Raw genomic sequence first — 23,412 nt, forward strand, 5'->3', positions numbered from 1 at the left:
TCTGGCGCGCTACGGCGTCCCGCTCGCGGAGACGGCCCCCTCGGGTCTGGCGGCGGCGGGCATCGAGCCCGTACTGCTGCCGCCCGCCCCGCAGTTGGAGCCGGCGCGCGAGCCGCAGCAGGCACCGGCCGCCGTGCAGAACAACCCGGCGCCGGTCCGCGAGCAGCTGCCCGCCCCCACGGCGGACGAACAACGGCAGCAGCAGGAGCAGGAGTACGCCGAGCTGCAGAGTCAGTGGCTCCAGGCGCGCGACCCCCAGTCGGTGGCGTACCAGGGCGGCTACGACCCGACGTACGAACCGGAGCCTGTGTACTCCGGGTGGTACGAGGAAGAGCCGCAGGCGGAGCAGTTCCAGCAGTACGAGGAGGAACAGCAGCAGTTCGCCCAGCAACGGCGGTTCGAGCAGCAGCAGTTCCCGCACCAGCAGCAGCGGTACGAGGAGCAGCAGCCGGAACCCGAGCCCTCGCCCGAGGACACCGGCACCTTCCCGATCCCGGCCGGTCCCGGCCGTACCCGTGAACTGGGTGAGGGCGGTGGCACGGAACTGACCGAGGAGGACTACTACTTGGTCTTCAAGAAGTCGATAGACGGCAGCTATCCGACCTCGGGCCAGTTCCGGGGCGACGTGGAGGCCACGTACGGCATCACGCTCCCGCAGCGCGAGGCCGACCGCATGGTCAACCGCTTCACGAACCGCCACACGGCGGAGCTCCAGGAAGACCACATCGCATAAGCGCTTCTTCTACGACGATGGGGGCGCCCGGTGTTCACCGGGCGCCCCCATCGTCGTATCGGATCGGCCTACTCGCCGAGCAGGCTCCGCACCCGCTCCTGTCCCACCGCGAGCAGCAGCGTGGGCAGACGCGGGCCCGTGTCGCGGCTGACGAGCAGGTGGTAGAGGAGGGCGAAGAAGGTCCGCTGGGCGGTCTTGATCTCCGGCGGGAGTTCCTTGGCGGTCGCGTCGGCGGAGAAGCCGGCCTGGACCTTCGGGACGCCGTAGACGAGGTGGCTCAGGCCGTCCAGGGACCAGTGGTCGGCGAGTCCTTCGGTGAGCAGGCGCAGGGACTGCCGGGCGGGCTCGTCGAGGGACTTGAGGAGGTCGATGTCGGGTTCGTCGCGCACGATGGTCCGCTGGTCGGCGGGGACGTGCGTGTTGATCCAGGCCTCGGCCTTGTCGAGCCGGGGGCGGACCTCGTCGAGGGTGGACAGGGGGTTGGCGGGGTCGAGTTCGCCGAGGATGCGCAGCGTCTGGTCCTCGGCCCCGGCGGTGATGTCGGCGACGGACGCGAGGGTCCGGTACGGCAACGGACGGGGCGTGTACGGGAGTTCACCGGCGGCGGTGCGTACGGCACGGGAGTGCGCGGCGACGTCGGCGGGCAGCGCGGAGCCGTCCGCGACCTTGCCGTCGAGCTTGTCCCACTCGTCGTAGAGGCGCTGGATCTCCTGGTCGAAGGCGATCTTGAAGGACTGGTTGGGGCGGCGGCGGGCGTAGAGCCAGCGCAGGAGCTGCGGTTCCATGATCTGGAGCGCGTCGGCCGGGGTGGGGACCCCGCCCTTGCTGCTGGACATCTTGGCCATGCCGCTGATGCCGACGAAGGCGTACATCGGGCCGATGGGCCGCTCGCCGCCGAAGATCCCGACGATCTGCCCGCCGACCTGGAAGGAGGACCCCGGAGACGAGTGGTCGACACCGCTCGGCTCGAAGATGACGCCCTCGTAGGCCCAGCGCATCGGCCAGTCGACCTTCCACACCAGCTTGCCGCGGTTGAACTCGCTCAGCAGGACGGTCTCGGTGAAGCCGTCCTCGGTGCAGACGTACGTCAGCTCGGTGGTGTCGTCGTCGTACGCCGTGACGGTGGTGAGGTCCTTGCCGCAGGCGCCGCAGAAGGGCTTGTACGGGAAGTACCCGGCGGACCCGGAGCTGCCGTCGTCCTCCTCGGCGGCCCCCGACCCCTCCTCGGCCTCCAGCTCGGCGGCGTCGACGGCCTTCTGCTGCTGCTTCTTGGCCGGGGCCTTCTTGGTGCGGTACTGCTCCAGGATGGCGTCGATGTCACCGCGGTGCTTCATGGCGTGCAGGATCTGCTCGCGGTACACGCCTGAGGTGTACTGCGCGGTCTGGCTGATCCCGTCGAACTCCACGCCGAGCTCGGCGAGCGAGGCGACCATGGCGGCCTTGAAGTGCTCGGCCCAGTTGGGGTACGCCGACCCGGCCGGGGCCGGCACGGAGGTCAGCGGCTTCCCGATGTGCTCGGCCCAACTGCCGTCGGTCCCCTCCACCCCGTTCGGCACCTTGCGGTAGCGGTCGTAGTCGTCCCAGGAGATGAGGTGCCGGACCTCGTGCCCGCGCCGACGAATCTCGTCGGCGACCAGGTGCGGAGTCATCACCTCACGCAGATTGCCGAGGTGGATGGGCCCCGACGGGGACAGCCCGGACGCGACGACGACCGGTTTGCCCGGGGCCCGACGCTCCGACTCCTCGATGACCTCATCCGCGAAACGGGAGACCCAGTCGGTGGTCTCGGTGCTCTGAGCCACGATCGGCACGTCCTTCTTTCTGGCACGGGGCAGCCGATACGGTCGCACGACTGACCCTCCCATTGTCCCAGGCGACCCGACATCCACGAAAACGGCTTTTCCAAGGCCGTGACTCTGAAGCGTGCGCTGGGGGTGGCGGGTTTTTCGGGTGCGGGCCCGGTGGGGGCCGGCCGCGCAGTTCCCCGCGCCCCTGAGAGGCGGCTGCGCCGCCATCCAGGCCTCGGCGCCCACGGCCCTGGGAGATGAATGAGGCCCAACCGACAGGGGCTGACCCTTGGACGGCGGCGCAGCCGCCTTCAAGGGGCGCGGGGAACTGCGCGACCAGCCCCCACCGGGCCCGCAGCCGACGAGGGCCGAGCCCCGGACGGCGGCGCAGCCGCCTCCTAGGGGCGCGGGGAACTGCGCGACCAGCCACACCGGCCCGCACCCGAAAAACTCGCTTTACCCCCCGTGGGATACTGACCGTGTCTGCACAAACCCACGAGGAGAACGGCTCCCACCCCATGGCTCCGGTCACGTCGCTCACCGACCTAGTCCACCAGCGCCTCGCGAACGCCCTCACGGCCACCCTGCCGGAGGCGGACGCGGACCCGTTGCTGCGACGTAGCGACCGGGCGGACTTCCAGGCGAACGGCATCCTCGCCCTCGCCAAGAAGGCCAAGGCCAACCCCCGGGAGCTGGCGACGCAGGTCGTCGCGCGGATCACGACCGGCGAGGTGATCCAGGACGTCGAGGTCTCCGGCCCCGGCTTCCTGAACATCACGATCACCGACAGGGCGATCACCGAGAACCTGGCCGCGCGCTACGCGGACGAGGCCCGCCTCGGCGTGCCCCTCGCGGAGCACCCCGGCACCACCGTCATCGACTACGCGCAGCCGAACGTGGCGAAGGAGATGCACGTAGGCCACCTCCGCTCCGCGGTGATCGGCGACGCCCTCGTCCAACTCCTGGAGTTCACCGGCGAGTCGGTGGTCCGGCGGCACCACATCGGCGACTGGGGAACGCAGTTCGGCATGCTGATCCAGTATCTGGACGAGCACCCGGGCGAGTTGGACCACGGCGACGGGGAGATCAGCGGCGAGGAGGCGATGTCGAACCTCGACCGGCTCTACAAGGCGGCGCGCAAACTCTTCGACTCCGACGAGGAGTTCAAGACGCGGGCCCGGCGCCGGGTGGTGGATCTCCAGGCGGGCGAGCCGAAGACGCTGGCCGCGTGGCAGAAGTTCGTGGACGAGTCGAAGATCTACTTCTTCTCCGTCTTCGAGAAGCTGGACATGGAGATCCGGGACCCGGACATCGTCGGCGAGTCGGGCTACAACGACATGCTGGACGAGACCTGCCGGCTGCTGGAGGAGTCCGGGGTCGCGGAGATCTCGGACGGCGCGCTGTGCGTGTTCTTCGACGACATCAAGGGCCCGGACGGCAACCGCACCCCGCTGATCGTCCGCAAGTCCGACGGCGGCTACGGCTACGCGGCGACGGACCTGTCCGCGATCAGGGACAGGGTCTTCAACCTGAAGGCGAACTCGCTCCTGTACGTGGTCGACGTCCGCCAGTCCCTGCACTTCAAGATGGTCTTCGAGACCGCGCGGCGGGCCGGCTGGCTGAACGACGACGTCACGGCGTTCCAGCTGGCGTTCGGCACGATCCTCGGCAAGGACGGCAAGCCGTTCAAGACGCGTGAGGGCGTGTCGGTGAAGCTGGAGGACCTCCTCGACGAGGCGGTGCAGCGGGCGACCGCGGTCGTGCGGGAGAAGGCCGAGAAGGTGGGCCTGTCCGAGCAGGAGATCGTCGAGAACGGGCGGTACGTCGGGATCGGCGCGGTGAAGTACGCCGACCTGTCGACGTCCGCCGTGCGGGACTACAAGTTCGACCTGGACCAGATGGTGTCGCTGAGCGGTGACACCTCGGTGTACCTGCAGTACGCGTACGCCCGTATCCAGTCGATCCTGCGCAAGGCGGGCGAGGCGCGGCCGCTGGCTCACCCGGAGCTCGAACTGGCCCCGGCGGAGCGGGCGTTGGGCCTGCACCTGGACCAGTTCAGCGAGGTGGTCGCGGACTCGGCGAAGGAGTACGCCCCGCACAAGCTGACGGCGTACCTGTACCAACTGGCGTCCCGGCTCACGACGTTCTACGACCAGTGCCCGGTTCTCCAGGCCGATACGCGGGAGCAGAAGGAGAACCGTCTGCTGCTGGTGGACCTCACGGCCCGCACCCTGCACCGGGGCATGGCGCTGCTGGGCATCAGGACGCCCGAGAAGCTCTAGCCGTACTCGTTCGTACTCATTCGTGCTCACGCGCCGCGGCCCGTCCTCTCCTCCGAGAGGACGGGCCGCGGTCGTCAACGCCGGTGACCTCAGCCGTCGGCGAACCGCTTGAACGCGGCCCTGGTGCCCGAGCCCGCGTCGCCGTCGATCGCGCCGGTGTAGCCCCAGCTGTTGGCCAGCAGCCGCTGGAGCGCCTTGATGGTGTTGACGCCCGGGTCGCCGTCGATCGCGCCGGTGTAGCCCCAGTAGGTCGCCAGGCAGCGCTGGAAGGCCTTCCAGCTGTTCGGGCCGAGCTGCCCGTCGATCGTGTCGGTGTAACCCCAGTACGTCTTCAGCCAGTTCTGCACGTTCTTCGCCTCGGCCGTGGTGAGGCCGAAGTTCTGAACCGCCTGGATCGAGACGGACGAGGCCTGTACGGAGGCGGCCGGCGCGGCGAAGCTGGGGGAGGCGAACGCGACACCCCCGACCGCGATACCGGCGACAGCGGTGAGGCTGACGAGGGTCCTGGCCACGACATTCGGTCGCATGGGTTCCTCTTTCGGGTAGTCGGTCGTCGTGCTGGAACGAGATTGCGGGCCGCGCCGGGCAGCTCGCCACGACCTGGGCCCAAGTGACGTCCACATGGGACGGCACCGCCTCTGACCTGCGGGGACGACGACAGCGGGGACGGTGGGACGGGACGCCCGGCGCCCCGTTGTGGACCTTGGCCGATTCCCTTCGCGCACCGGAACCGCATAGCCGTGCGAGGAGTGGTCCGTGATGCAGAATGCGACGCGGCAGGGACCGCTGACCCCGGTCCCCGAACGCGAAGTGGGGGGCACATGTCGCGTTGGAAGGCGCTGCCTGCGGAACTGGACCCGCGGGTCCGGCAGTTGGTGGTGCGGCTTCGTCGACTCAAGGACCACAGCGGCCTGAACGTGCGGCAGTTGGCGGCGCGCACGGAGTACAGCCCGAAGTCCTGGGAGCGGTATTTCGGCGCCCGCGCCCTGCCGCCCGTACCGGCCGTGGCCGCGCTGGCCCGGGTCTGCGGTGAGGACCCGACCCGGCTGCTGGCGCTGCGCGAGGTGGCCGCCGAGGCATGGACGGCGGCCGTACCGGAGTCGGCGGCGGACCCCGAGCCGGAGATCGTGCTGTCGGAGCGGCCTCCGCTCTCGCCCGAGCGGCGGGTGCTGCGTATCGCGCTGGTGGCGGGTTCGGTGACGCTGGTGCTGGCGGTCGCGTCGGCGGTGCTGGTGACCGTGCGGCTGATGGACGACGGCGCCGGCGTTACGGCACGGTCGTCGACGGCGCCGCTCGCCGCGCCCGCGCCGGCCTCGCCGTCGCCGTACGCCTGCCGGATGGAGCGGGTCGACGGGCACTGGTACGCGGGCAACAGCCGTACCCAGCAGGAGAATCTGGCCGTGGGCAGCAATGGTCCCGCGGTGGCCGAGGCGCAGTGTCTGCTGCGGCGGGCGGGGATCTCGCCGGGCGGTATCGACGGGATGTTCGGTCCGCTGACGGAGCACGCGGTGAAGGCGTTCCAGAAACAGGCCGGGCTCGCCGTGGACGGCGTGGTCGGGCCGCACACCTGGAAGGCGCTGCGCGGATGAGTCAACTGGCCGCCGCGCTGCGGGAGTTGCGGGCCGCGACCGGGCTGAGCATGGCGGGCCTCGCGGCGAAGACGACGTACAGCAAGTCGTCGTGGGAGCGATATCTCAACGGCAGGACCCTGCCGCCGCGCGAGGCGGTCGAGGAACTGTGCCGGCTGGCCGGGGAGCCGATGGGCCGCTGCCTGGCGCTGTGGGAGATCACGGAGTCGGAGGCGAGCGGCCGCGGAGCGTCGGCGCCACCGGCACCCCCGCCCACGACCACTCCTCCGGCCGCCACCGCACCCACGTCCACCTCCCGACCGCCGACGGGCAAGCGCGGAGGCAGAGCCGCACCCACGGCCGCCTCCACTCCCCCGATGGCGAAGCGCGAGGGCAGGGCCGCATCCGCGGCCGCCTCCGCTCCTCGAATGGGAAAGCGCGCGGGCAGGGCCGAGCCCACCGCCGCCCCCACTCCCCCCATGGGAAACCGCGCAGGCAGAGCCGCGCCCACCGCCGCACCCACGCCCCCGGCGGGAAAGCGCGGAGGCAAGGCCGAGTCCACCGCCACCCCCACACCCCCGATAGGAACGCGCGCGGGCAGAGCCGCACCCACCTCCGCCCCCACACCCCCGGCGGGAAAACGCGGGGCCGCGGACACTCCGCCGACCGCCGCCGCTCCTCCCCCCGACCCCGAGCAGCGCGGCATCGCCGCGCTCGCCGTGCTCGCCTCTGTCTGTGCGGTGGCCGTGAGTGCCGTGGTGCTCGCGCTGGTGCTGCTGCCGGGGCCTTCCAAGTCCACTCCGTTGGCGCCGGCCGCCGCGAGCAGTACGGCGGCGGTGGCGTCCGGGCCGGGCTGTCACGGCGCGGGCTGCGAGGGCCGTAGCCCGCTGGCGATGCTCTGTGCACCGCGGCCCGACACCATCACCCAGCGCGAGACGGCCACCGGGGCGTGGGTGGAGCTGCGGCACAGCAAGATCTGCGGGACGACCTGGGCGCGGATGTGGGGCGGCCGGATCGGGGACCGGATCGAGTTCGTCGTGCCCGGCCGGGCGGGCTCCGGGCACGCGGCCGAGGTGGGCAACGCGGTGGAGGCGGACACGTACGTCTACACGATGATGGCGGTGACCGCGCCGGGAACAGCGGTCCGGGCCTGCTTCCTGCCCGCGGGGGCCACCGGTACGGGGAAAAGGGAGTGCTTTGACGGCCGTGTGACGTAGCTGTGTAGTGTCCGGGGATGCCCAGAGTCAAGGTCAGTGTGATCGTTCCCGTCTACAACACCGGGAAGTACGTCGACGAGTGCGCCCCCTCGCTGCTGGGGCAGAGCCTGCCCGCCGACGAGTACGAGATCGTCTACGTCGACGACGGCTCGACCGACGACACCCTGAGCCGCCTGGAGAAGATCGCCTCCGGGCACCCCAACGTCCAGGTGCACACGCAGCCGAACTCGGGCTGGCCGGGCGCCCCGCGCAACCTCGGCATGCGGCACGCGAAGGGCGAGTACATCCAGTTCGTCGACCACGACGACAAGCTGGGGCCCGAGGCGCTGGAGCGGCTGTACGAGCACGCGAAGCGCAATGACGCGGACGTCGTCCTCGGCAAGATGTCCAGCACGATGGTGCGGCCGAGGCGGCTGTTCCGGCACACGGTGGACGCCTGCACGATCGAGAACGACGAGCTGATGCAGAGCATGTCGCCGCACAAGATGTTCCGGCGGGCGTTCGTCGAGGAGCACGGGCTGCGCTTCCCCGAGGGCCCGTGGATCCTGGAGGACCTGGCGTTCGTGAGCGCCGCGTACCTCAAGGCGGAGCGGATCGCGATCCTCGCCGACTATCCCGTCTACTACTGGATGAAGCGCGACGACGGCGGCAACAACACCCAGCACCGTTTCGACCCCCGGCACGGCTTCTGGGCCAACACCCGCACGATCGTCGGCCAGATCAAGGACGGCACCCCCGCCTCCGACGACGTCGACGCCCTCCAGAACCGCCTCCTCCACCGCCTCTACCACGTGGAGGTCCTCTCCCGGACCCGCGAGCCCGAGATCCTGCGCGAGGACCCGGCGGAGCAGCGGCAGCGCTTCGAGGCGGCACGCGAAGTGGCGACGGAGGAGTTCCCGCCGGCGGTCCGCGAGGGCCTGCCCGCGGTCTCCCGCCTGCGCGCCGAGTTGCTGGAGGCGGGTGACTTCGACGGCGCGGTGACACTCGCCGAGCGCGTCCGCGAGATCAAGCCCCGCACCACGGTGGGCGAACCGCGCTGGGAGAACGGCCAGTTGGTGGCCGACATCACGCTGGAACTCCTGCGCGGCGACGGCGAACCCCTGACCCTGGTCGAGCGGGACGGCAAGCACTGCCTGGACCCGGACCTCCTGGACGACGTTCCGGGCACGGCGGACGGCTGGGAGGTCCCGGACCCCTTCCGCCTGGCGTACGCGGAGTTGATCGTCAAGGACCGCGACCGCGAGGACTGGTGGTACCCGGAGGGCGACCTGGCTCTTCGCCTACGACCGCTCGGCGAGGGCCGCTCCCAGGTGGTCGCCTCCGGACAACTGCGCCTCGACCCGGAGCGCCTGGCGGGCGGCCGCCCGCTGGAGCGCGGGGTGCACGACGTCTGGGCCTACGTCCAACTCCTGGGCGTGGACCGGATGGTGCGCGTCACGGGCGACGCGACGCCGGGCACCCCGGCGACGGGCCCGGCCCTGACCGGCGGCAGACTGTCCCTCCCCTACTGGACCGGCAGCGGCCAACTCGCCCTCGACGTGGACCAGCGCCAACGCAAGCTGGGCCAGGACACGGCGACGCCGGCGGCGGCCAACGCCCTCCGGGGCGAGGGCAGTTCACTCCCGCTCCCGTACCTCGCGGCGGCACAGGACAGCGCACCGGCCCGCCTGAAGGTCACCGTGGGCACGCTGGGAGCAGAGGCGGAACTGCTCCCGACCCCCGCCACGGAGATCGCCCAACTCCGCCTCCCCACCCGCCTGAAGCTCCCCTCCGGCCGCCACCCGGTCAACCTCCCCAAGACCACCAAGCCCCTCGCCTACGCCGTCGTCCGCAACGGCACGGTGCTCCGCGTGGAGGGCCCGGCATACGAGTCGACCGGCGGCCGCCGCTTCCTCGACGCGGTGGCGGACAACCGTCAAGTACGGCGGGTGCGGCGGCTGTTGGACCGCAAGAACGCTAGCTAGGACTGCCCGGCAGCTCGCCCAGCAGCGTCCTCGCGGCGGGGACCAGATCGTCGAGGCGCCGGAACTCCCTGATGTCTTCCGGTGCTTCCGAGGACCACAGCAGGTAGCCCTCCTGCCCGCCCTCGGGATGCGGCTTGAGGAAGAGGAGATCCGGATGGGCGGCGTGGCAGTCCGTGGCCAGCCGCAGGATCCACATGGAGAAGTAGGGGAAGGTCAGGCGCAGTTCGGGGTCCGCGCGCAGGGCCAGCAGCAGGGGCCGGTACGCGAGGAACGTGTCGTCGCCGGTGAGGATGTCCCACTGGGTCTCGACGGGGTTGCCGTCCTCGTACGCCTGGCTCAGCCTGCGGAACTCCATGAAGGGGAAGCGCTCGGCGAGTTCGGCGAGCTTCGCACCCTCCCGCCAGTACGCCATCATCGCGACGCCCTCGGCCAGATCGCCCGTGCTGCCGCTCGCCCAGACGTGGGCGTGGTTGCTGTCGAGGGTGAAGGAGAAGCGACGCACGCCGTGGCCGAGGAGGATCCGCATCGCGCCTCGCGGGGACGGGAATTGGGCCGCGTTCCAAGGTTCGCCTGCGGTGGCATCGGCGGCGACGGTGGCTCCGAGGTCGATCCCGTTCTCGCGGGCGAGGTCGAGGACGGCGACCCTCAGCCCGCCCCGCTCGACGATGTCCGCGTAGGGGTGCGCCCGAGACTCCATGGCCCGGGATCCTAGGAGACCTGCCCCGACATCGCAGCCCTTCTCCACTCGGGGAATCGAGCAGGAACACGTGGTCCAGGTGGACAGAGTCCTCGGGTCATCAGCGATCTGAGGAAGTTGACCTGGACGTTGCCCGCGCTCAGCTCGATGCGGGGGCGGGGCTTGAGGGCGAGGTCGGAGTCGCTGCGCAGGAGCAGGGTGCGATGAGTACGGGAGTACTCCCACACTTTGAAGAGCCGCTCGGGCTCACTGAACCCATGCCCTGGCCGTTTCTCGCTGTTCATCCGTCAGATACTCCTCCACACGGGCCAGCTGCATCAAGATTCTTCTCCGGTTCCGAACGGTCGGACAGCAGAGTCCAGTCCACACGGACCTTGACCGCACGATCCTCAGCCCTCGGGCTCCTCCTCATACCGGCCGCGGCGACGTCCACCAGCGGGTAAGGCGGACCAGGTGCTTGGTGCCGTGGCCCTCGATGGTGGCTGTCACCGTGCGGGACGCCGTCGTGCCGAGGACCGGGTCCGTCGACCTCACCCTGTCGCCGGGGCGGAGGTCCTTGATGGCCCTGGTCTTGCCGTTGGCCAGCAGCACGCGCGTGTTCGGCGTGAAGCTGTTGCACTTGCCGCCGGCCTCGACCGCGTCCTCGACCGCGTCGGACGCCTTGCCCGCGTCCTTTCCGGCCGACTCCGCCGCGGACTTCTCCGTCGCCTTCGCCGCGGCCTTCTTCTCGACGGCCTTGGCCGCGGTCTTGGCGACCGTCTTCTCGGCCGTCTTCACCGCCGCCTGTTCCTCTACGCCGGCGGCAAGACAACGGTGGGCGCCTATACGACGGTGATCGGCAGCTGGACGGGCAAGCCGGCGTTCGGCTGACCGGCGGGGCGGGCGCCGTCCTCGCACCCGAACTCCGCCCACACCACCTTGCCCAAGTCCCTTTCCCCCACGCCCCACTTGTCGGCGAGGGCGGCGACGAGCAGCAGCCCGCGCCCGCCCTCGTCGCCGTCGTCCGCCTCGTCCACGTGCGGTACGCCGCCCCCGCTGTCGTGCACCTCGACCCGCACCGCGTGACCGTCGTAGCGCAGGTACACCCGGAACTGGCGTCCCGGCGGCACCCCGTGCACCAGCGCGTTGGTCGCCAACTCGCTGACGCACAGCAGCACATCGCCGCCGCGCTCGGACTCCGCGAGTCCGCACTCGGCGAGGAACGCGTGCGCGAAGCGCCTGGCGGCGGGAACGGACCGGCGTTCGCGCCGGAAGAACTTCTCACTCGGGTTCACGGGACAAGAGTTGCTGAGCGTCACTACTGTTGACAGGGCGTGAGGCCTGGATTCGTTTTTGTACGGGCGGAGTACGGGTGCGCGCGGGGTCCGTAACGGGTGGATGTGGGGAGCACCACAGCATGAACTCGAAGAAGAACCGCTCGACGATGCGGCTACTGGGCTCACAGGTCAAAGCGGCCCGCATGGCCGCCGGACTGACGCAACGTCAACTCGCGGAACGCGCCATGGTCGACGAGGAGACCATCGCATCGATTGAGCAGGGCAGGCGACGGCTCATGCTCTCGCTGGCCAAAACGCTGGATCTGATCCTCGACACGAAGGGGACGTTGGCGGCGGGGGTCGACAACCTGCCAGAGATCGACCAATTCCCGCTCTACGCCGAGGAGTACATGCTGCACGAGCGGGAGGCCATCGCCTTGTCCTGGTACGACAACGCGGTCATCCCTGGTCTGCTCCAGACCACCGAGTACGCCCGCGCGGTTCTGGCGGAACGTATTCCGGCGTACGACGAGGACGAGATCGCGGCGAAGCTGGCTGGCCGCATCGAGCGGCAGGAGATCTTGCAGCGCAGGTGTCCGCCGACGATGAGCTTCGTCATCTGGGAGCCGGTTCTGCATCTCGGCATCGGGACGCCGAAGGCCCGTCGCGAGCAACTCCGTTTCCTGCGCGAATGCGCCGAACTCCCAGGCCTCTCACTCCAGTTCCTGCCGATGAACACGTCGGCACACGCAGGACTGGACGGCCCGTTCATCCTCCTTGAGACACCGGACCACCAGCACCTCGCCTACGCCGAAGGTCAGCGCGGTAGCCAGTGGGTTTCCGACCCGGACGAAGTGTCCGTCATGGCACGCAAATATGCGATGCTGCGGTCACAGGCCTTGTCCCCTCAGGAGTCAAGGGACCTGCTCGACCGTCTGCTAGGAGATCCATGAGCACCGCACTTGAGTGGTTCAAGTCGAGCTACAGCGGCAGCGAAGGCGGCGCCTGCCTCGAAGTCGCCACCTGCCCCCACGCCGTCCACATCCGTGACTCCAAGAACCCCGAAGACAGCGGTCCCACCCTCACCGTCTCCCCCTCCGCCTGGACCGCGTTCACGACTCACTCGGCCGCCCGTTAGCCGATCGCGCGAAGCGTGCCGCCAGGCCTGCGGCGAAGGCGTTCCACCGCCTGGGCCGTCGCCTCGTCGGCGGGCAGGAGGACGACCAACTCCTGCGCGTCCGTGCGGGGCAGCTCCAACCGCTCGCGCTGCCAACGCAGTTCGCGCCCGGTGCGGAGCGGGACCTGTGGTGGAGGCAGGTGGCGGTTGAGGCGCCGGGTGAACTCCTGGCCTGCCAGCGGGGCGAGTTCGGCCGTGAACCACTCGGAGGTCTCCAGGGACGGGCCGAGCCACAGGTCGAAGGCCTGCTCGTCGGCCACCTGGTCCCAGTCGGGGAAGAACGTCCGGGCGCGTGGATCGGTGAACACATAGCGCGTCAGGTTCGGTTCCCGCGTGTCCAGCAGCCCGCTGCCGCGCATCACCAGCTCGAACCCCGTGGTGTGCGCGAGCACGTCGCCGAGGCGGTTGGTGATGAACGCGGGCGCGGGCTCAAGGAGTTGGAGGGTCGCCAGCACGGTCGGGCGGACCGCGCGGCTGGGCGGCGCGGGCCGCCGGTGCGTGGGGCAGGCTCCGCCGGTGATCTTGGCGAGGTAGCGCAGGTGCTCGCGTTCCGCCGCGTCCAGGCTGAGGGCGTCGGCGATGGCGTTGACCACGGCGGGGGACGGATTGCGGTCCCGGCCCTGCTCGATACGGGTGAGGTACTCGACGCTGATCCCGGCGCGGGCGGCCAGGTCAGAACGTCGTAGGCCCGGTGAGCGTCGGCGTCCCCGCTCGGGGATCCCGAACGACTCGGGCTGGATGCTGTCGCGCTTGGCTCGGACGAAGTCCCCCAGTGGCGTGCCCATGACTCAGAGTTTAGTGGCGGCACCTGTCCGCTTTCATGGCTCAGCGTGGCCCTGCGGGGGCCAGCCTGCGCCCGGTCTGGTTGCCGCGCCGGACGCGGTGGACCGTAGATCGCATGAGCGAGAACGAGAAGCAGAAGAACCACAACCTGGTCATCGTCGTCGGAAGCGTGCGGGAAGGGCGGTTCGGGCCGGTCGTCGCCTCCTGGGTCGCCGAACAGGCGCGTGCGCACGGCGGGTTCGACGTCGAGGTCGTCGATCTGGCCGACGTGGAGATCCCGTTGTCGTTGCCCGCGGAGTCACCGAAGTACGCGGGCGACTCCTACCCGCGCCCCGAGGGAATGGCGTCCCTGACGTCCAGCTTGGAAGGGGCTGATGCATTCGTCCTGGTCACGCCGGAGTACAACCACAGTTACCCCGCCGCGCTCAAGGCCGCCATCGACTGGCACTTCACCCAGTGGACGGCCAAGCCCGTCGCCTTCGTCAGCTACGGCGGCGCGGCCGGCGGCCGTCACGCCGTGCTCCACCTGGAGAACGTCCTCACCGAGCTGCACGCGGTGACCATCCGCGACGGCCTGGCCTTCCCGAACTACTTCACCGCGTGGGAGGAAGGGCAGCCGCTGGACCCGCAGGCGCCCGGTTACGCCAAGACCCTGCTGGACCAACTCGCCTGGTGGGCCGCCGCCTTGAGCGCGGCACGCGAGGCGAGCCCGTACCCGGCCTGACCGGACTCCGGCTGTCAGTGGTCGCCTCTAAAGTCTCTGACATGGCGACTCTTCCCAACCCGCTGCCGAAGCTGGCGGCCGACCCGAGCGGCAGCTCGCTCGGGCTTGAACTCCCTCCCGGGAGACTGATCGACGTGACCGCCGAAGGCCCGTCGGACGAACCGCTGTTGTGGTGCGCGGACGGACCGGCGGGGCCCGGTGACTACGACGCGCTGCGGTCCGCGCGCACCGCCGGGCTCCTCCCGCTGCTCATGGACGTGGACGGCAACCACGGCGGGCCGGAGAAGTGGGAGTTGCGCCCCGACGAGATGTCGTATCCCGGGGACCACGACGCCGACGAGGTGCTGGAGGATTTCTGGGAGGAGTACACGGACGAGGGCGACGAGTGGCCCGGCCTCGCCGAACCGCTCACCCTGGTCGCCGATCCCGACGAGCGGGCGGCCGAGGTCGCCGACTCCCTGGCGGGTGGCGGGCCGGGGTTCAAGGCACCGCACCTCGCCCTCGTGCCGGCCCGCCGCAGCGCGGACATCCCGGCGGCGATCGGCTGGATGGGCCCTGTCAACCAGGAGAATGACACGGCTCGCCTCTGCGCGGTCCTCCGTTCCTGGGAGGACCGCTTCGGCATACGGGTCGTGGCCCTCGGCTTCGACCGGCTGACCGTGTCCGTGGCGGCCCCGCCCGCCGACCTCGACGAGGCCGAGGAAGTGGCCGCCGAGCACTTCGCCTTCTGCCCGGACGACATCGGCGACCTGGAGACGTACGCCCAGAAGCTGATCGGCCAGCCCACCTGGTCCTTCTGGTGGGACTGACCCGGGCCTGAGCCGTCGCCGCACTCCGGTGGTGGGGCCCGGCGGCCCGGGTTACGTTCGGGAGGCCCGTCCCCTGTGTCGCCCACCGGAGGCTGTGATGAGCGGAAGTGAGCCGGCCCGGCCGCAGGAACTGGCCGGTCAGACCGTCGTCGTGATCGGTGCGAGCTCGGGGATCGGGCTCGAAACCGCACGTCAGGTCCGCGCCGCCGGTGGCCAGGTCGTCATGGCCGCGCGGGATCCACAGCGGCTGGAGCGCGCCGCTGCGGAGGTCGGGCCGCTGAGCACCGCGATCCTCGACGCCTTCGACGCGGACCAGCTCCGGGAGTTCTTCGGTGACCTGCCCGCCCCGGTCGACCACGTCCTGTCGACCGTCGGCGGCCCCTTGTACGGGCCCCTGGCCGACCTGGACCTGGCGGAGACCGGCCGGTACTTCGGCGAGCGCCTGGCCATGGTGCTCGGGATCGCCAAGTACGGCCGGGAAAGGGTCCGGGCCGGGGGCACGCTGCTGTTCATCGGCGGTACGGGCGGCCGCCGTCCCGGCGTCGGCATGTCCGTCATCGCCGCGATGACCGCCGCCCTCCCCGCCCTCACCGCGAACCTGGCCCTCGAACTCGCCCCGGTGCGCGTCAACGTCATCGCCCCCGGCTTCGTCGACACCCCGCTCTCGGCCGCGCTCCTGGGCGACCGGCTCGAAGCCCGCCGGGAGCAGCTCCGCGCCTCGCTCCCCATCCGCCGGGTCGTCGACGCGGCGGACGTCGCCGCCCTGGCCGTACACATCATGCGCAACGAGGCCCTGACGGGCACGACCTACGACATCGACGGCGGGCAGCAACTGCTGCCCCAGTGAGCGCCGTTCAGGTCAGCAGCTTCATGCCTTCCGGCGCCTCGATGTCGAACTCCTCGTCCAGCAGCCGCCGTACGTCGTCCTCGTCCGTCAACTCCCGCTTGCGCACTTCTCCGTCGGCCCGCGTCTCGGTCAACAGGCTTCCGTGGAGCAGGAGATGGCGCTCGGCAGTCACCCGCTGTACGAACAGACGCTGGGTGAAGGGAGACCGCGGGTTCGTGGCGATGTGCCAGTTGATGACCTCGAGGTCGACGTGCTCGAAGGGCTCCAGGGTGAAGGCGTACTGCGGCTGCCAGGAGCCGCTGATGTGCGCCTCCAGCATCCACATCTCCAGCGGGCCCCGGTGCGGCACCCGCACGAACCGGTGCCGGCGCCCCGCGTCCTCGAACTCCCCGCCGAGCACCAGCGGCACCGGTTCCAGCAGCGCGCCGATCGCCCCGAACCCGACATCGGCCAGATAGGGCTGCGGGTCGCCCGGCACGTCGACCCGGAGCGTCATATGGGTGCGCGGGCGGCTCTCGATCCGGTCCGTGCCCACGACGACCCGGGCCGTCAGCAGGGTCACCCCGAAGCCGAGCGCCCGGAGCGCGGTGGCGAGCAGCGTGTTCTGTTCGTAGCAGTAGCCACCGCGCCGGCCGCGCACCAACTTGACCATCAGATCGGGCAGTTCGAGGGAGGGAGCGGTACGGCGGAGCGCGTCGAGGTTCTCGAAGGGGATGCCCCGCATGTGCGCGAGGTGCACCCCCTTCAGCGTCGCGGTGTCGGGCCGCCGCTCCCCCGCCCACCCGAGGTGGGCGAGGTATGCGTCGAGGTCGAAGCCATCGCTGTCGGACATGCGCCCAGCCTAGGCAACACCGTCGATCCCACCGCTCACTGCTGCGTGGCCGGCTCCAGCGCCTCCACCGCCGCGGCCGCCGCCGAGGAGTCGGGGCCGTAGAAGATGTCGATGTCGACCTCCTCGCCGCCCATGGTCAGGGTGTCCCACGCGCCGCTGAGGACCAGCATGCGCAGGGTGCGGTCCTCCAGGGTGCCGAGGCGTTCGAGGATCGCCTCGTCGTCCGGCATGCCGGGCAGGCGAGGCGCCAGCCTGTCCCGGATCGCCGCCATGCGCGCCAGCAGCGTGGCCGTGTCCGCCTCGCGGTCGGGTTCCTCGGTGATGCCGTCGATGCCGTGGTCGATGATGTCCTTGATGGCCCAGGTGACGCCCTGGTCGTCGGTGGTGACCATGGCCTTCCAGGCGCGGCTCTTGTGCCGGTACTGGAGCATCGACATGGCGGCCTCGTGCCGCAGGAAGTCGGCGTCCCGGAAAGGCCGGCCGTTCCAGGCGCTGTTGAGGGAGCGGGCCAGTGAAATCGCGGACGCCAGACCGCTGTTCAGGCCACGGCCGGGCCAGAAGTGGATGGAGTTGGCCGCGTCGCCGAGGAGGAAGCCGTAGGTGCCGGGGGTGTTGACGGTCGGGGGCAGCAACTCGGCGGAGAAGCGCGGGCGTTGGACCATGTCGAGGCGGAAGCTGGTGACCGCGCTCAAGTCCCCGTCCTGAACGTTGAACAGCCGCAGCCCCTCGTGCACCCGCTTCCACAGGGGCGAGCCCTTGATGAGGGCGGGCAGGAACAGCGTGCCGTGGGTCGCGCACTGGAAGTCGCCGTGCTCGTCGCGGTTCATCAGGCAGGGGCGGGAGGCGATGCACTCCTCGAAGACGCGGCGGACCGGGTCGATGCCGATGACCTCGGTCAACTCGGCGTCGGTGAGCCGCATGTTGAGGAAGCCCTCGCCGCGCAAGGAGTTGAGCAGGAACCGGTTCTGAGCGACCGTCAGCAGGATCGCCATCGGGTCCGGCAGCTCCGACTTGACGCGCAGACCGAGGACGACGTCCCGCAGGTGGACACCGTCGAGCGAGTAGATCGACTCATCGGCCTTGCCGAACCGGCCCGCGAAGTGCTCCCGCGTGCGCGACCGGCCGCCGTCGCAGATCGCCAGTACGTGCTGCGAGGCGAGTTCGTCCCGCTGTTCCGCCGCGTCGAACTTGGCGGGGATCAGCCGTATGCGGTCCCGCTTCTCGTTCGCCAGCTCCAGCAGCTTGTCCTCGATGTAGGCGATCCGCATGTTGCGCGGATGGTGGTCGCCGATCGAGTCCGGGCCCGACGGCCACATCTCGGTGTAGTTCTCGGGGTCGAAGAGCCGGTCCTGCACGTACTGCGGCCAGGCGAGGTACTGCCGGCTCTGCACGGTCACCACCTGCTGGCGCCGTACGTTGCCCTCGTCCGCGTCCTTCCAGACGATGGTGCGGCCCTTCTTGCGCCACCGGCCCTCGAAGACGGTGATCTTGACCTGGGCGCCGAGGAAGTGCTCCAGGAGCAGTGCCATGGAGAGGCCGACCGGGCCGCCGCCGACGACGGTGACCCGCAGCTCCGAGCCGTCGCTCTCCTCCGGGTGGGTCACCGACCGGGGCAGGTTGAGCGCCATCAGGGTCTGCATGGCGTCGGCGACCTCGAAGCGGAACTCCTGGTCGCCGATGGTGATCTCGTCCCCTGCCTGGAGCAGCCGGGACTCGATCTCCTCGCCGTTGACCTGGGTGCCGTTGCTGCTGCCGAGGTCGCTCAGGACGTATCCCTTGTCCTGGTCGAAGACGATCTCCGCGTGGAAGCGGGAGACGCTGGGACTGGCGATGACGACCGTGTTCCCCGCGTTGCGTCCGAAGGTGACGCGGGTGTCGACGATCGGGATGCGCTCTCCCGCGAGCAGGCCTTCGCGTCCGACGAGCACCGGTGCCATGGCACTTCCTTCCAGGGGTGATGACATCAGCAGCGCTGTGACACATCGACTCTATTCTTGCTTGATCAAGTATTCCAGAGGCCAACTCGACCCGTTACCAAGGGGATTCAGGCCCCGGCCCCCAATCCCTCCCCCAGCCTCCTGAGCCCCTCCCGGATCTCCTCCGGCGTCTGCGTCACGAAGCACAGCCGCATCGTCGACCGCTCGGGCTCCCCGGCGTAGAAGGGCGCGCCCGGCACATAGGCCACGTCCTGCCGCACCACCCGCGCCAGCAGCTCCGTCGTGTCGTACGACTCCGGAAGCCGCGCCCACAGGAACATGCCGCCCTCGGGCCGCTCCCAACTCGACCCCTCGGGGAGTGAGTCGGCAAGACCACCGAGCATGGCGTCCCGCCGCTCCCGGTACACGGCGGCCACCCGCGCCACATGCGCGTCGAGGTCGTTGTCCGCCAAGTACCGAGCGGCGGCGAGCTGGTTGACGGTCGGCGTGTGCAGATCGGCGGCCTGCTTGGCGACAACACAGGCCCGCAGCAGGGCAGTCGGCGCCCGCAGCCAGCCCAGCCGCAACCCCGGCGCCATCACTTTGGAGAACGATCCGAGCAGCACCGTACGGCCCGCCGCGCCCTCGTGGGCCGCGATCCACGGCAACCGCCCGCCCTCGAAGCGGAGTTCGCCGTAGGGATCGTCCTCCACGATCCACAGCCCGCGCCGGGCGGCGACGGCGGCGACCGCGGCCCGGCGGTCGGCGGGCAGGGTGCGGCCGGTGGGGTTCTGGAAGGACGGCACGGTGTAGAGCAGCTTGGGCCGCTCCCGCGCGACGAGCTCGTCCAGTGCCTCCGGGTCCAGCCCGTCGGAGTCGCTGGGCACGCCGACGACCCGCGCCCCGGCGAACGCGAAGACCTGAAGTGCCGCCAGATAACAGGGACTTTCGACCAGGACGACGTCCCCCGGCTCCAGCAGCGCGGTCGCCAGCAGCGACAGCGCCTGCTGCGAACCGGTCGTCACGAGCAGATCGTCGGGCCCGGTGGGCAGCCCGCGCGCCGAAGTGCGGTCGGCGAGCGCGGCCCGCAGCACCGGCTCGCCCTCGGTCGTCGCGTACTGCAACGCCCGCGCGGGCGCCTCGGCGAACACCGCCTGATAGGCCGCCGCGATACCGGTGGCGTCGAAGAGTTCGGGGGCCGGGAGCCCGCCCGCGAAGTTGATCACCTCGGGGCGGGCGGTGACGGCGAGGATGTCCCGCACCGGCGAACCGCCGATCGCACGGGCCCGGGCGGCGAGCGGCGGGAGCGGGGCGAGGGGGACGGGGACTGACTCGGTGATGGCCATGTCCGGCAGCGTAGGAAGATACCTGCCGTCTACAAACAGGTTTCCGCGATCCGGACGCCTCGGGTTTTTGGCCTGGTCCGATCAGGCCTTCGTGCCGGTCGCCCCGTACACGTTGATGTCGTCGTCCGTCACATCGTTGATGTCCCGGTAGGTGATCTTCTCGATGTCGTCGAGACTGTCGAAGTACGCCTGGTCCACCACCGGCGGCGCGGGCGCCGGGCCGGGGTGCCACTGGTGGGCGGGGATCACACCGGGCTCGTCCAGGGTCAGCCCCGGGGTCTCGGTGAAGAACCGCTCGACCTCGTCCTTCGTACGGAACACGAAGGTGAACCCCCGCTCCGTGTACGTCCGTTGGACCGCACGGGTCGGGATCGGATGCATCTCGTCGGTGAGATGGCTGAGCACGACATGACTGCCGGACGGCAGCACGTCCACCAGCTCGCGCACCAGCGGATACGCCTCCTCGTCCTCGACGAAGTGCAGGATCGCCACCAGCAGCAGCGCGATCGGCTCGTTGAAGTCGAGGGTCTTGGAGGCCTGTTCGAGGATGTCGGCCGGGCGGCGCAGGTCCGCGTCGATGTAGTCGGTACGGCCCTCGTCCGTGCTGGTGAGCAGCGCGCGGGCGTGCGCCAGGACCACCGGGTCGTTGTCGACGTACACGATCCGCGACTCGGGGGCGATGCCCTGGGCGATCTGGTGCACGTTCTCCGCGGTGGGCAGCCCGGTGCCGATGTCGAGGAACTGGCGGACCCCGTGCTCCTGCGACAGCCGGGTCACCGCGCGGCGCATGAAGTCGCGGTTGTGCCGGACGTCGAGATAGCCGCGCGGGTTGGCGGCGAGCGCGGCGGCGGCCGCCTGGCGGTCGACCGGGTAGTTGTCCTTGCCGCCGAGGAAGACGTCGTAGACACGGGCCGGGTGCGCCTTCGTGGTGTCGATCCTCCTTCTCAGCTCGGCGGGATCTTGACTGAGGGCGTCGCCGGGCATGCGTGTCTCCCAGGAGAGTGGGTCATGGGCCAACCGGTGCGGTGCTCAAGTGCGGTGCTCAAGTGCAGTGGTCAACAACCTAACTCCCGGCGGGACTTGATGGTGCCCAAGTGGGAGGAAGGGTCCCGGTATCCTCCCGGCGTCCCGTACCGCGCCCGGAAGGGACGACATCCCCGCAGGTCAGCGAGGTCGGGACGGTCCGGGCGTCCCGAATCCCGCAGCAGCCGTAGCGCACGCGGGGCCCGACCGCCCAAGCTGCAACCCTCACCGCATCGCTCCGACAGGGGGACCCATGCCCGTCCGCACGTTCCGCGTCCGTCTCCTCGCCGTCTCCGCGACGGCGGCCGTGCTCGCCGCGCTGCTGCTCACGGGCTGCAAGGACGGCATGGGCGTACGCGACGAGGGCCCGTCGGGCACGGCCCCCACACAGTCCTCGCGTTGAGAGCCGGTGTCGGGGTCAGGCGTGCGCCGGAATCCGCTTCGGACAAGGGCCGAACCGGTTCTCGCCCGGCTCGCTCTCCGTCAGCGTGAAGATCAGCATGACGACGGTGCCGACGAACGGGACGAGCCCGATGAGGAACCACCAGCCCGAGTGGTCCGTGTCGTGCAGCCGCCGGACGGTCACGGAGAGGCCGGGCAGCAGAAGCATCACGCTGAACACGAACGCGGCGGCGACGAGCGCCGGCGACCACCCCGAGGCGCCGAACCCGACCAGCAGGACATAGCCGACGTCGACGACCGCCACGAACGTCCAGTACTCCAGGCGCCGCGCGCGCCCGCCGAAGTCGGCGTACTTCCGCATCGCCTCCACGAACCAGTGCACAGCTGCCCCCTGCCCGGCCGCCGGATCCCGCCTCTCAGTCGCGCAGTTTAAGGGCTGCCTCGACCGCCCAGTAGGTCAGGATGTTCCGCGCCCCGGCCCGCTTGATCCCGGTCAGCGTCTCGAAGATCGCCCGGTCCCGGTCCAGCCAGCCCTTCTCGGCGGCGGCCTCGACCATCGAGTACTCGCCGGAGATCTGATAGGCGGCGACCGGCACGTCCGAGACCTCGGCGACCTTGGCCAGGATGTCGAGGTAGGGCCCGGCCGGCTTGACCATCACCATGTCGGCGCCCTCTTCGAGGTCGAGCGCCAACTCCCGCAGGGATTCCCGGGCGTTGGCCGGGTCCTGCTGATACGTCTTGCGGTCCCCCTTGAGCGAGGACCCGACGGCCTCACGGAACGGCCCGTAGAACGCGGACGAGTACTTGGCGGTGTACGCGAGGATCGCGACATCCTCCCGCCCGATCTGGTCGAGCGCGTCCCGTACGACGCCGATCTGCCCGTCCATCATCCCGCTCGGCCCGACGACATGAGCGCCCGCGTCGGCCTGCACCTGAGCCATCTCGGCGTACCGCTCAAGGGTGGCGTCATTGTCGACGCGCCCCTGCTCGTCCAGCACGCCGCAATGCCCATGATCGGTGGTCTCGTCGAGACACAGATCGGACATCACCAACAGCTCATCCCCGACCTCGGCCCGCACATCCCGCAACGCGACCTGAAGAATCCCGTCCGGATCCGTCCCCGGCGTCCCGAACGCGTCCTTCTTGCTCTCCTCCGGCACCCCGAACAGCATGATCCCGGAGATCCCGGCGGCAACTGCCTCGGCAGCCGCCTTCTTCAGACTGTCCCGCGTGTGCTGCACGACCCCGGGCATGGCCGCGATCGGCACCGGCTCACTGACCCCCTCCCGCACGAACGCCGGAAGGATGAAGTCGGCCGGGTGCAACCGGTTCTCGGCCACCATCCGCCGCATGACGGGGGTGGTCCGCAGCCGCCGGGGGCGCGAGCCGGGGAAGGATCCGTACGTCGTCATGCCGTCTACGCTACGCCCGGAGCGGGAGGGCATTTGCCGACGGTGAGTCGGTCCACATTTCGGCTTGAGGTGAGTGGGGGCGGATGTCCGCGGGGGCTGCGCCCCCACACCCCGCTTCGGCCCTGAAGGGGCCTCGTCCTCAAACGCCGGACAGGCTGGGATGGTGCGACCGGCGTTTTCAGACGCCGGAGAGATCAGAATGCCGGGCGCGCTCTGAGCCGCGGCTACCCAGGCCGCCCGTCCTCAGCCTGTCCGGCGCCTTCTCGACGCGGGCCCGCAAAAACCAGCCGGTCCGGTGCCTTCTCGACGCAGGCGCGCAAAAAGTCTGCCTGTCCGGCGCCTTCTCAACACGGGCCCGCAAGGAGTCAACCTGTCTGGCGCCTTTCAACTCAGGCGAGCAAAAATCAGCCTGCCCGGCGCCTTCTCAACGCAGGCCCGCAAAAATCAGCCCGTCCGGTGCCTTCTCAACACAGGCCCGCAAAGAGTCAGCCCGTCCGGCGCCTTCCCAACACAGGCCCCAAAAATCAGCCCGCCCGGTGCCTTTCGACTCAGGCCCGCAAGGAGTCAGCCCGCCCGGCGCCTTCCCAACGCAGGCCGAAACCATCCAGCCCGCCCGGCGCCTTCCCAACGCAGGCCC

Annotated in this window: 22 protein-coding genes and 1 pseudogene; 11 read left to right on the forward strand and 12 right to left on the reverse strand. The window is 70.2% G+C overall.

The window, feature by feature from the left end; all coding sequences use genetic code 11:
• Positions 1-733 (forward strand): annotated as a pseudogene (locus SSP08S_RS50850) (DUF2637 domain-containing protein); the annotation flags it as partial.
• 68 nt (positions 734-801) lie between these two features.
• Here the strand turns inward: SSP08S_RS50850 and lysS are convergent.
• The gene (lysS, locus tag SSP08S_RS50855) at positions 802-2,544 is read right to left on the reverse strand and encodes a lysine--tRNA ligase (protein WP_019075355.1); all 1,743 of its coding nucleotides are present in this window, start codon (positions 2,542-2,544) and stop codon (positions 802-804) included.
• A gap of 494 nt (positions 2,545-3,038) precedes the next feature.
• On the opposite strand from lysS, the gene argS reads away from it, so the two are divergent.
• A complete protein-coding gene (gene argS / locus SSP08S_RS50860) occupies positions 3,039-4,802 on the forward strand; it encodes an arginine--tRNA ligase (protein ID WP_019075356.1) in 1,764 nt (587 codons plus the stop codon).
• An 89-nt stretch (positions 4,803-4,891) separates the two neighbouring features.
• Here the strand turns inward: argS and SSP08S_RS50865 are convergent, their stop codons facing one another.
• Positions 4,892-5,329: a peptidoglycan-binding domain-containing protein gene (locus SSP08S_RS50865; RefSeq protein ID WP_019075357.1), complete on the reverse strand. Its 438-nt coding sequence runs from the start codon at positions 5,327-5,329 to the stop codon at positions 4,892-4,894.
• Positions 5,330-5,623: 294 nt separating this feature from the next.
• On the opposite strand from SSP08S_RS50865, the gene SSP08S_RS50870 reads away from it, so the two are divergent.
• From SSP08S_RS50870 to SSP08S_RS50880, 3 genes are read left to right on the forward strand one after another with little or no spacing between them, the layout of a single operon-like run.
• The gene (locus SSP08S_RS50870) at positions 5,624-6,391 is read left to right on the forward strand and encodes a peptidoglycan-binding protein (protein ID WP_019075358.1); all 768 of its coding nucleotides are present in this window, start codon (positions 5,624-5,626) and stop codon (positions 6,389-6,391) included.
• Positions 6,388-7,587 carry a helix-turn-helix domain-containing protein gene (locus SSP08S_RS64700; protein WP_369407126.1) on the forward strand — a complete coding sequence of 400 codons (1,200 nt, stop codon included), beginning with the start codon at positions 6,388-6,390 and terminating at the stop codon, positions 7,585-7,587. The genes SSP08S_RS50870 and SSP08S_RS64700 overlap by 4 nt, the downstream gene beginning before the upstream one ends.
• A 17-nt stretch (positions 7,588-7,604) precedes the next feature.
• Positions 7,605-9,551, forward strand: coding sequence for a glycosyltransferase family 2 protein (locus SSP08S_RS50880; RefSeq protein WP_019075360.1), 1,947 nt, complete (start codon positions 7,605-7,607; stop codon positions 9,549-9,551).
• On the opposite strand, the gene SSP08S_RS50885 is transcribed toward SSP08S_RS50880, so the two are convergent.
• The 3 genes from SSP08S_RS50885 to SSP08S_RS50895 all read right to left on the reverse strand — a co-directional run bounded on the left by SSP08S_RS50885 (position 9,544) and on the right by SSP08S_RS50895 (position 11,522).
• Positions 9,544-10,248 carry a hypothetical protein gene (locus SSP08S_RS50885; RefSeq protein WP_019075361.1) on the reverse strand — a complete coding sequence of 235 codons (705 nt, stop codon included), beginning with the start codon at positions 10,246-10,248 and terminating at the stop codon, positions 9,544-9,546. The genes SSP08S_RS50880 and SSP08S_RS50885 overlap by 8 nt on opposite strands.
• A gap of 408 nt (positions 10,249-10,656) precedes the next feature.
• Positions 10,657-11,025 carry a Hint domain-containing protein gene (locus SSP08S_RS50890; protein ID WP_019075362.1) on the reverse strand — a complete coding sequence of 123 codons (369 nt, stop codon included), beginning with the start codon at positions 11,023-11,025 and terminating at the stop codon, positions 10,657-10,659.
• A gap of 44 nt (positions 11,026-11,069) precedes the next feature.
• Entirely contained in the window at positions 11,070-11,522 is a 453-nt protein-coding gene (locus SSP08S_RS50895) for an ATP-binding protein (protein WP_019075363.1), read from the reverse strand.
• A 122-nt stretch (positions 11,523-11,644) separates the two neighbouring features.
• Between SSP08S_RS50895 and SSP08S_RS50900 the strand changes: the two genes are divergently transcribed.
• Both SSP08S_RS50900 and SSP08S_RS50905 read left to right on the forward strand, forming a co-directional pair.
• Positions 11,645-12,457, forward strand: coding sequence for a helix-turn-helix domain-containing protein (locus tag SSP08S_RS50900; RefSeq protein WP_019075364.1), 813 nt, complete (start codon positions 11,645-11,647; stop codon positions 12,455-12,457).
• Positions 12,454-12,642 carry a DUF397 domain-containing protein gene (locus tag SSP08S_RS50905; protein ID WP_019075365.1) on the forward strand — a complete coding sequence of 63 codons (189 nt, stop codon included), beginning with the start codon at positions 12,454-12,456 and terminating at the stop codon, positions 12,640-12,642. The genes SSP08S_RS50900 and SSP08S_RS50905 overlap by 4 nt, the downstream gene beginning before the upstream one ends.
• On the opposite strand, the gene SSP08S_RS50910 is transcribed toward SSP08S_RS50905, so the two are convergent.
• A complete protein-coding gene (locus SSP08S_RS50910) occupies positions 12,639-13,466 on the reverse strand; it encodes a helix-turn-helix domain-containing protein (RefSeq protein ID WP_019075366.1) in 828 nt (275 codons plus the stop codon). The two genes, SSP08S_RS50905 and SSP08S_RS50910, sit on opposite strands and share 4 nt — an antisense overlap.
• 113 nt (positions 13,467-13,579) lie before the next feature.
• Between SSP08S_RS50910 and SSP08S_RS50915 the strand changes: the two genes are divergently transcribed.
• The 3 genes from SSP08S_RS50915 (at position 13,580) to SSP08S_RS50925 (ending at position 15,844) form a co-directional block, all read left to right on the forward strand.
• Positions 13,580-14,188: an NADPH-dependent FMN reductase gene (locus tag SSP08S_RS50915; protein WP_019075367.1), complete on the forward strand. Its 609-nt coding sequence runs from the start codon at positions 13,580-13,582 to the stop codon at positions 14,186-14,188.
• A gap of 41 nt (positions 14,189-14,229) precedes the next feature.
• Positions 14,230-14,997: a DUF4253 domain-containing protein gene (locus SSP08S_RS50920; RefSeq protein WP_019075368.1), complete on the forward strand. Its 768-nt coding sequence runs from the start codon at positions 14,230-14,232 to the stop codon at positions 14,995-14,997.
• Between the two features lie 97 nt (positions 14,998-15,094).
• The gene (locus SSP08S_RS50925) at positions 15,095-15,844 is read left to right on the forward strand and encodes an SDR family oxidoreductase (RefSeq protein WP_019075369.1); all 750 of its coding nucleotides are present in this window, start codon (positions 15,095-15,097) and stop codon (positions 15,842-15,844) included.
• A 7-nt stretch (positions 15,845-15,851) separates the two neighbouring features.
• Here SSP08S_RS50925 and SSP08S_RS50930 read toward each other — a convergent pair whose 3' ends face one another.
• The 4 genes from SSP08S_RS50930 to SSP08S_RS50945 all read right to left on the reverse strand — a co-directional run bounded on the left by SSP08S_RS50930 (position 15,852) and on the right by SSP08S_RS50945 (position 20,922).
• Complete coding sequence (locus tag SSP08S_RS50930) at positions 15,852-16,676, reverse strand: arylamine N-acetyltransferase family protein (RefSeq protein ID WP_019075370.1); 825 nt, start codon at positions 16,674-16,676, stop codon at positions 15,852-15,854.
• A 35-nt stretch (positions 16,677-16,711) separates the two neighbouring features.
• The gene (locus tag SSP08S_RS57725) at positions 16,712-18,613 is read right to left on the reverse strand and encodes an FHA domain-containing protein (protein WP_051106158.1); all 1,902 of its coding nucleotides are present in this window, start codon (positions 18,611-18,613) and stop codon (positions 16,712-16,714) included.
• A 107-nt stretch (positions 18,614-18,720) separates the two neighbouring features.
• Entirely contained in the window at positions 18,721-19,938 is a 1,218-nt protein-coding gene (locus tag SSP08S_RS50940; RefSeq protein WP_019075371.1) for an aminotransferase-like domain-containing protein, read from the reverse strand.
• An 81-nt stretch (positions 19,939-20,019) separates the two neighbouring features.
• The gene (locus SSP08S_RS50945; protein WP_019075372.1) at positions 20,020-20,922 is read right to left on the reverse strand and encodes an SAM-dependent methyltransferase; all 903 of its coding nucleotides are present in this window, start codon (positions 20,920-20,922) and stop codon (positions 20,020-20,022) included.
• A 292-nt stretch (positions 20,923-21,214) separates the two neighbouring features.
• Here SSP08S_RS50945 and SSP08S_RS62770 point away from each other — a divergent pair, with 292 nt between their 5' ends.
• The gene (locus SSP08S_RS62770) at positions 21,215-21,364 is read left to right on the forward strand and encodes a hypothetical protein (RefSeq protein WP_019075373.1); all 150 of its coding nucleotides are present in this window, start codon (positions 21,215-21,217) and stop codon (positions 21,362-21,364) included.
• Positions 21,365-21,379: 15 nt separating this feature from the next.
• On the opposite strand, the gene SSP08S_RS50955 is transcribed toward SSP08S_RS62770, so the two are convergent.
• Together SSP08S_RS50955 and hemB are read right to left on the reverse strand one after the other, a co-directional pair.
• Complete coding sequence (locus tag SSP08S_RS50955) at positions 21,380-21,745, reverse strand: DUF805 domain-containing protein (protein ID WP_019075374.1); 366 nt, start codon at positions 21,743-21,745, stop codon at positions 21,380-21,382.
• Between the two features lie 34 nt (positions 21,746-21,779).
• Complete coding sequence (gene hemB, locus SSP08S_RS50960) at positions 21,780-22,775, reverse strand: porphobilinogen synthase (RefSeq protein WP_019075375.1); 996 nt, start codon at positions 22,773-22,775, stop codon at positions 21,780-21,782.
• Between the last annotated feature and the right edge of the window lie 637 nt (positions 22,776-23,412).

Source organism: Streptomyces hokutonensis (genome assembly GCF_000376565.1).
GTDB classification, from domain to species: domain Bacteria; phylum Actinomycetota; class Actinomycetes; order Streptomycetales; family Streptomycetaceae; genus Streptomyces; species Streptomyces hokutonensis.

Coding starts and splice junctions, on each gene's coding strand:
- argS (WP_019075356.1), top strand. CDS start 3,039: ATGGCTCCGGTCACGTCGCTCACCGACCTAGTCCACCAGCGCCTCGCG.
- SSP08S_RS50865 (WP_019075357.1), bottom strand. CDS start 5,329: ATGCGACCGAATGTCGTGGCCAGGACCCTCGTCAGCCTCACCGCTGTC.
- SSP08S_RS50870 (WP_019075358.1), top strand. CDS start 5,624: ATGTCGCGTTGGAAGGCGCTGCCTGCGGAACTGGACCCGCGGGTCCGG.
- SSP08S_RS64700 (WP_369407126.1), top strand. CDS start 6,388: ATGAGTCAACTGGCCGCCGCGCTGCGGGAGTTGCGGGCCGCGACCGGG.
- SSP08S_RS50880 (WP_019075360.1), top strand. CDS start 7,605: ATGCCCAGAGTCAAGGTCAGTGTGATCGTTCCCGTCTACAACACCGGG.
- SSP08S_RS50885 (WP_019075361.1), bottom strand. CDS start 10,248: ATGGAGTCTCGGGCGCACCCCTACGCGGACATCGTCGAGCGGGGCGGG.
- SSP08S_RS50900 (WP_019075364.1), top strand. CDS start 11,645: ATGAACTCGAAGAAGAACCGCTCGACGATGCGGCTACTGGGCTCACAG.
- SSP08S_RS50905 (WP_019075365.1), top strand. CDS start 12,454: ATGAGCACCGCACTTGAGTGGTTCAAGTCGAGCTACAGCGGCAGCGAA.
- SSP08S_RS50910 (WP_019075366.1), bottom strand. CDS start 13,466: ATGGGCACGCCACTGGGGGACTTCGTCCGAGCCAAGCGCGACAGCATC.
- SSP08S_RS50915 (WP_019075367.1), top strand. CDS start 13,580: ATGAGCGAGAACGAGAAGCAGAAGAACCACAACCTGGTCATCGTCGTC.
- SSP08S_RS50920 (WP_019075368.1), top strand. CDS start 14,230: ATGGCGACTCTTCCCAACCCGCTGCCGAAGCTGGCGGCCGACCCGAGC.
- SSP08S_RS50925 (WP_019075369.1), top strand. CDS start 15,095: ATGAGCGGAAGTGAGCCGGCCCGGCCGCAGGAACTGGCCGGTCAGACC.
- SSP08S_RS50930 (WP_019075370.1), bottom strand. CDS start 16,676: ATGTCCGACAGCGATGGCTTCGACCTCGACGCATACCTCGCCCACCTC.
- SSP08S_RS57725 (WP_051106158.1), bottom strand. CDS start 18,613: ATGGCACCGGTGCTCGTCGGACGCGAAGGCCTGCTCGCGGGAGAGCGC.
- SSP08S_RS50940 (WP_019075371.1), bottom strand. CDS start 19,938: ATGGCCATCACCGAGTCAGTCCCCGTCCCCCTCGCCCCGCTCCCGCCG.
- SSP08S_RS50945 (WP_019075372.1), bottom strand. CDS start 20,922: ATGCCCGGCGACGCCCTCAGTCAAGATCCCGCCGAGCTGAGAAGGAGG.
- SSP08S_RS62770 (WP_019075373.1), top strand. CDS start 21,215: ATGCCCGTCCGCACGTTCCGCGTCCGTCTCCTCGCCGTCTCCGCGACG.
- hemB (WP_019075375.1), bottom strand. CDS start 22,775: ATGACGACGTACGGATCCTTCCCCGGCTCGCGCCCCCGGCGGCTGCGG.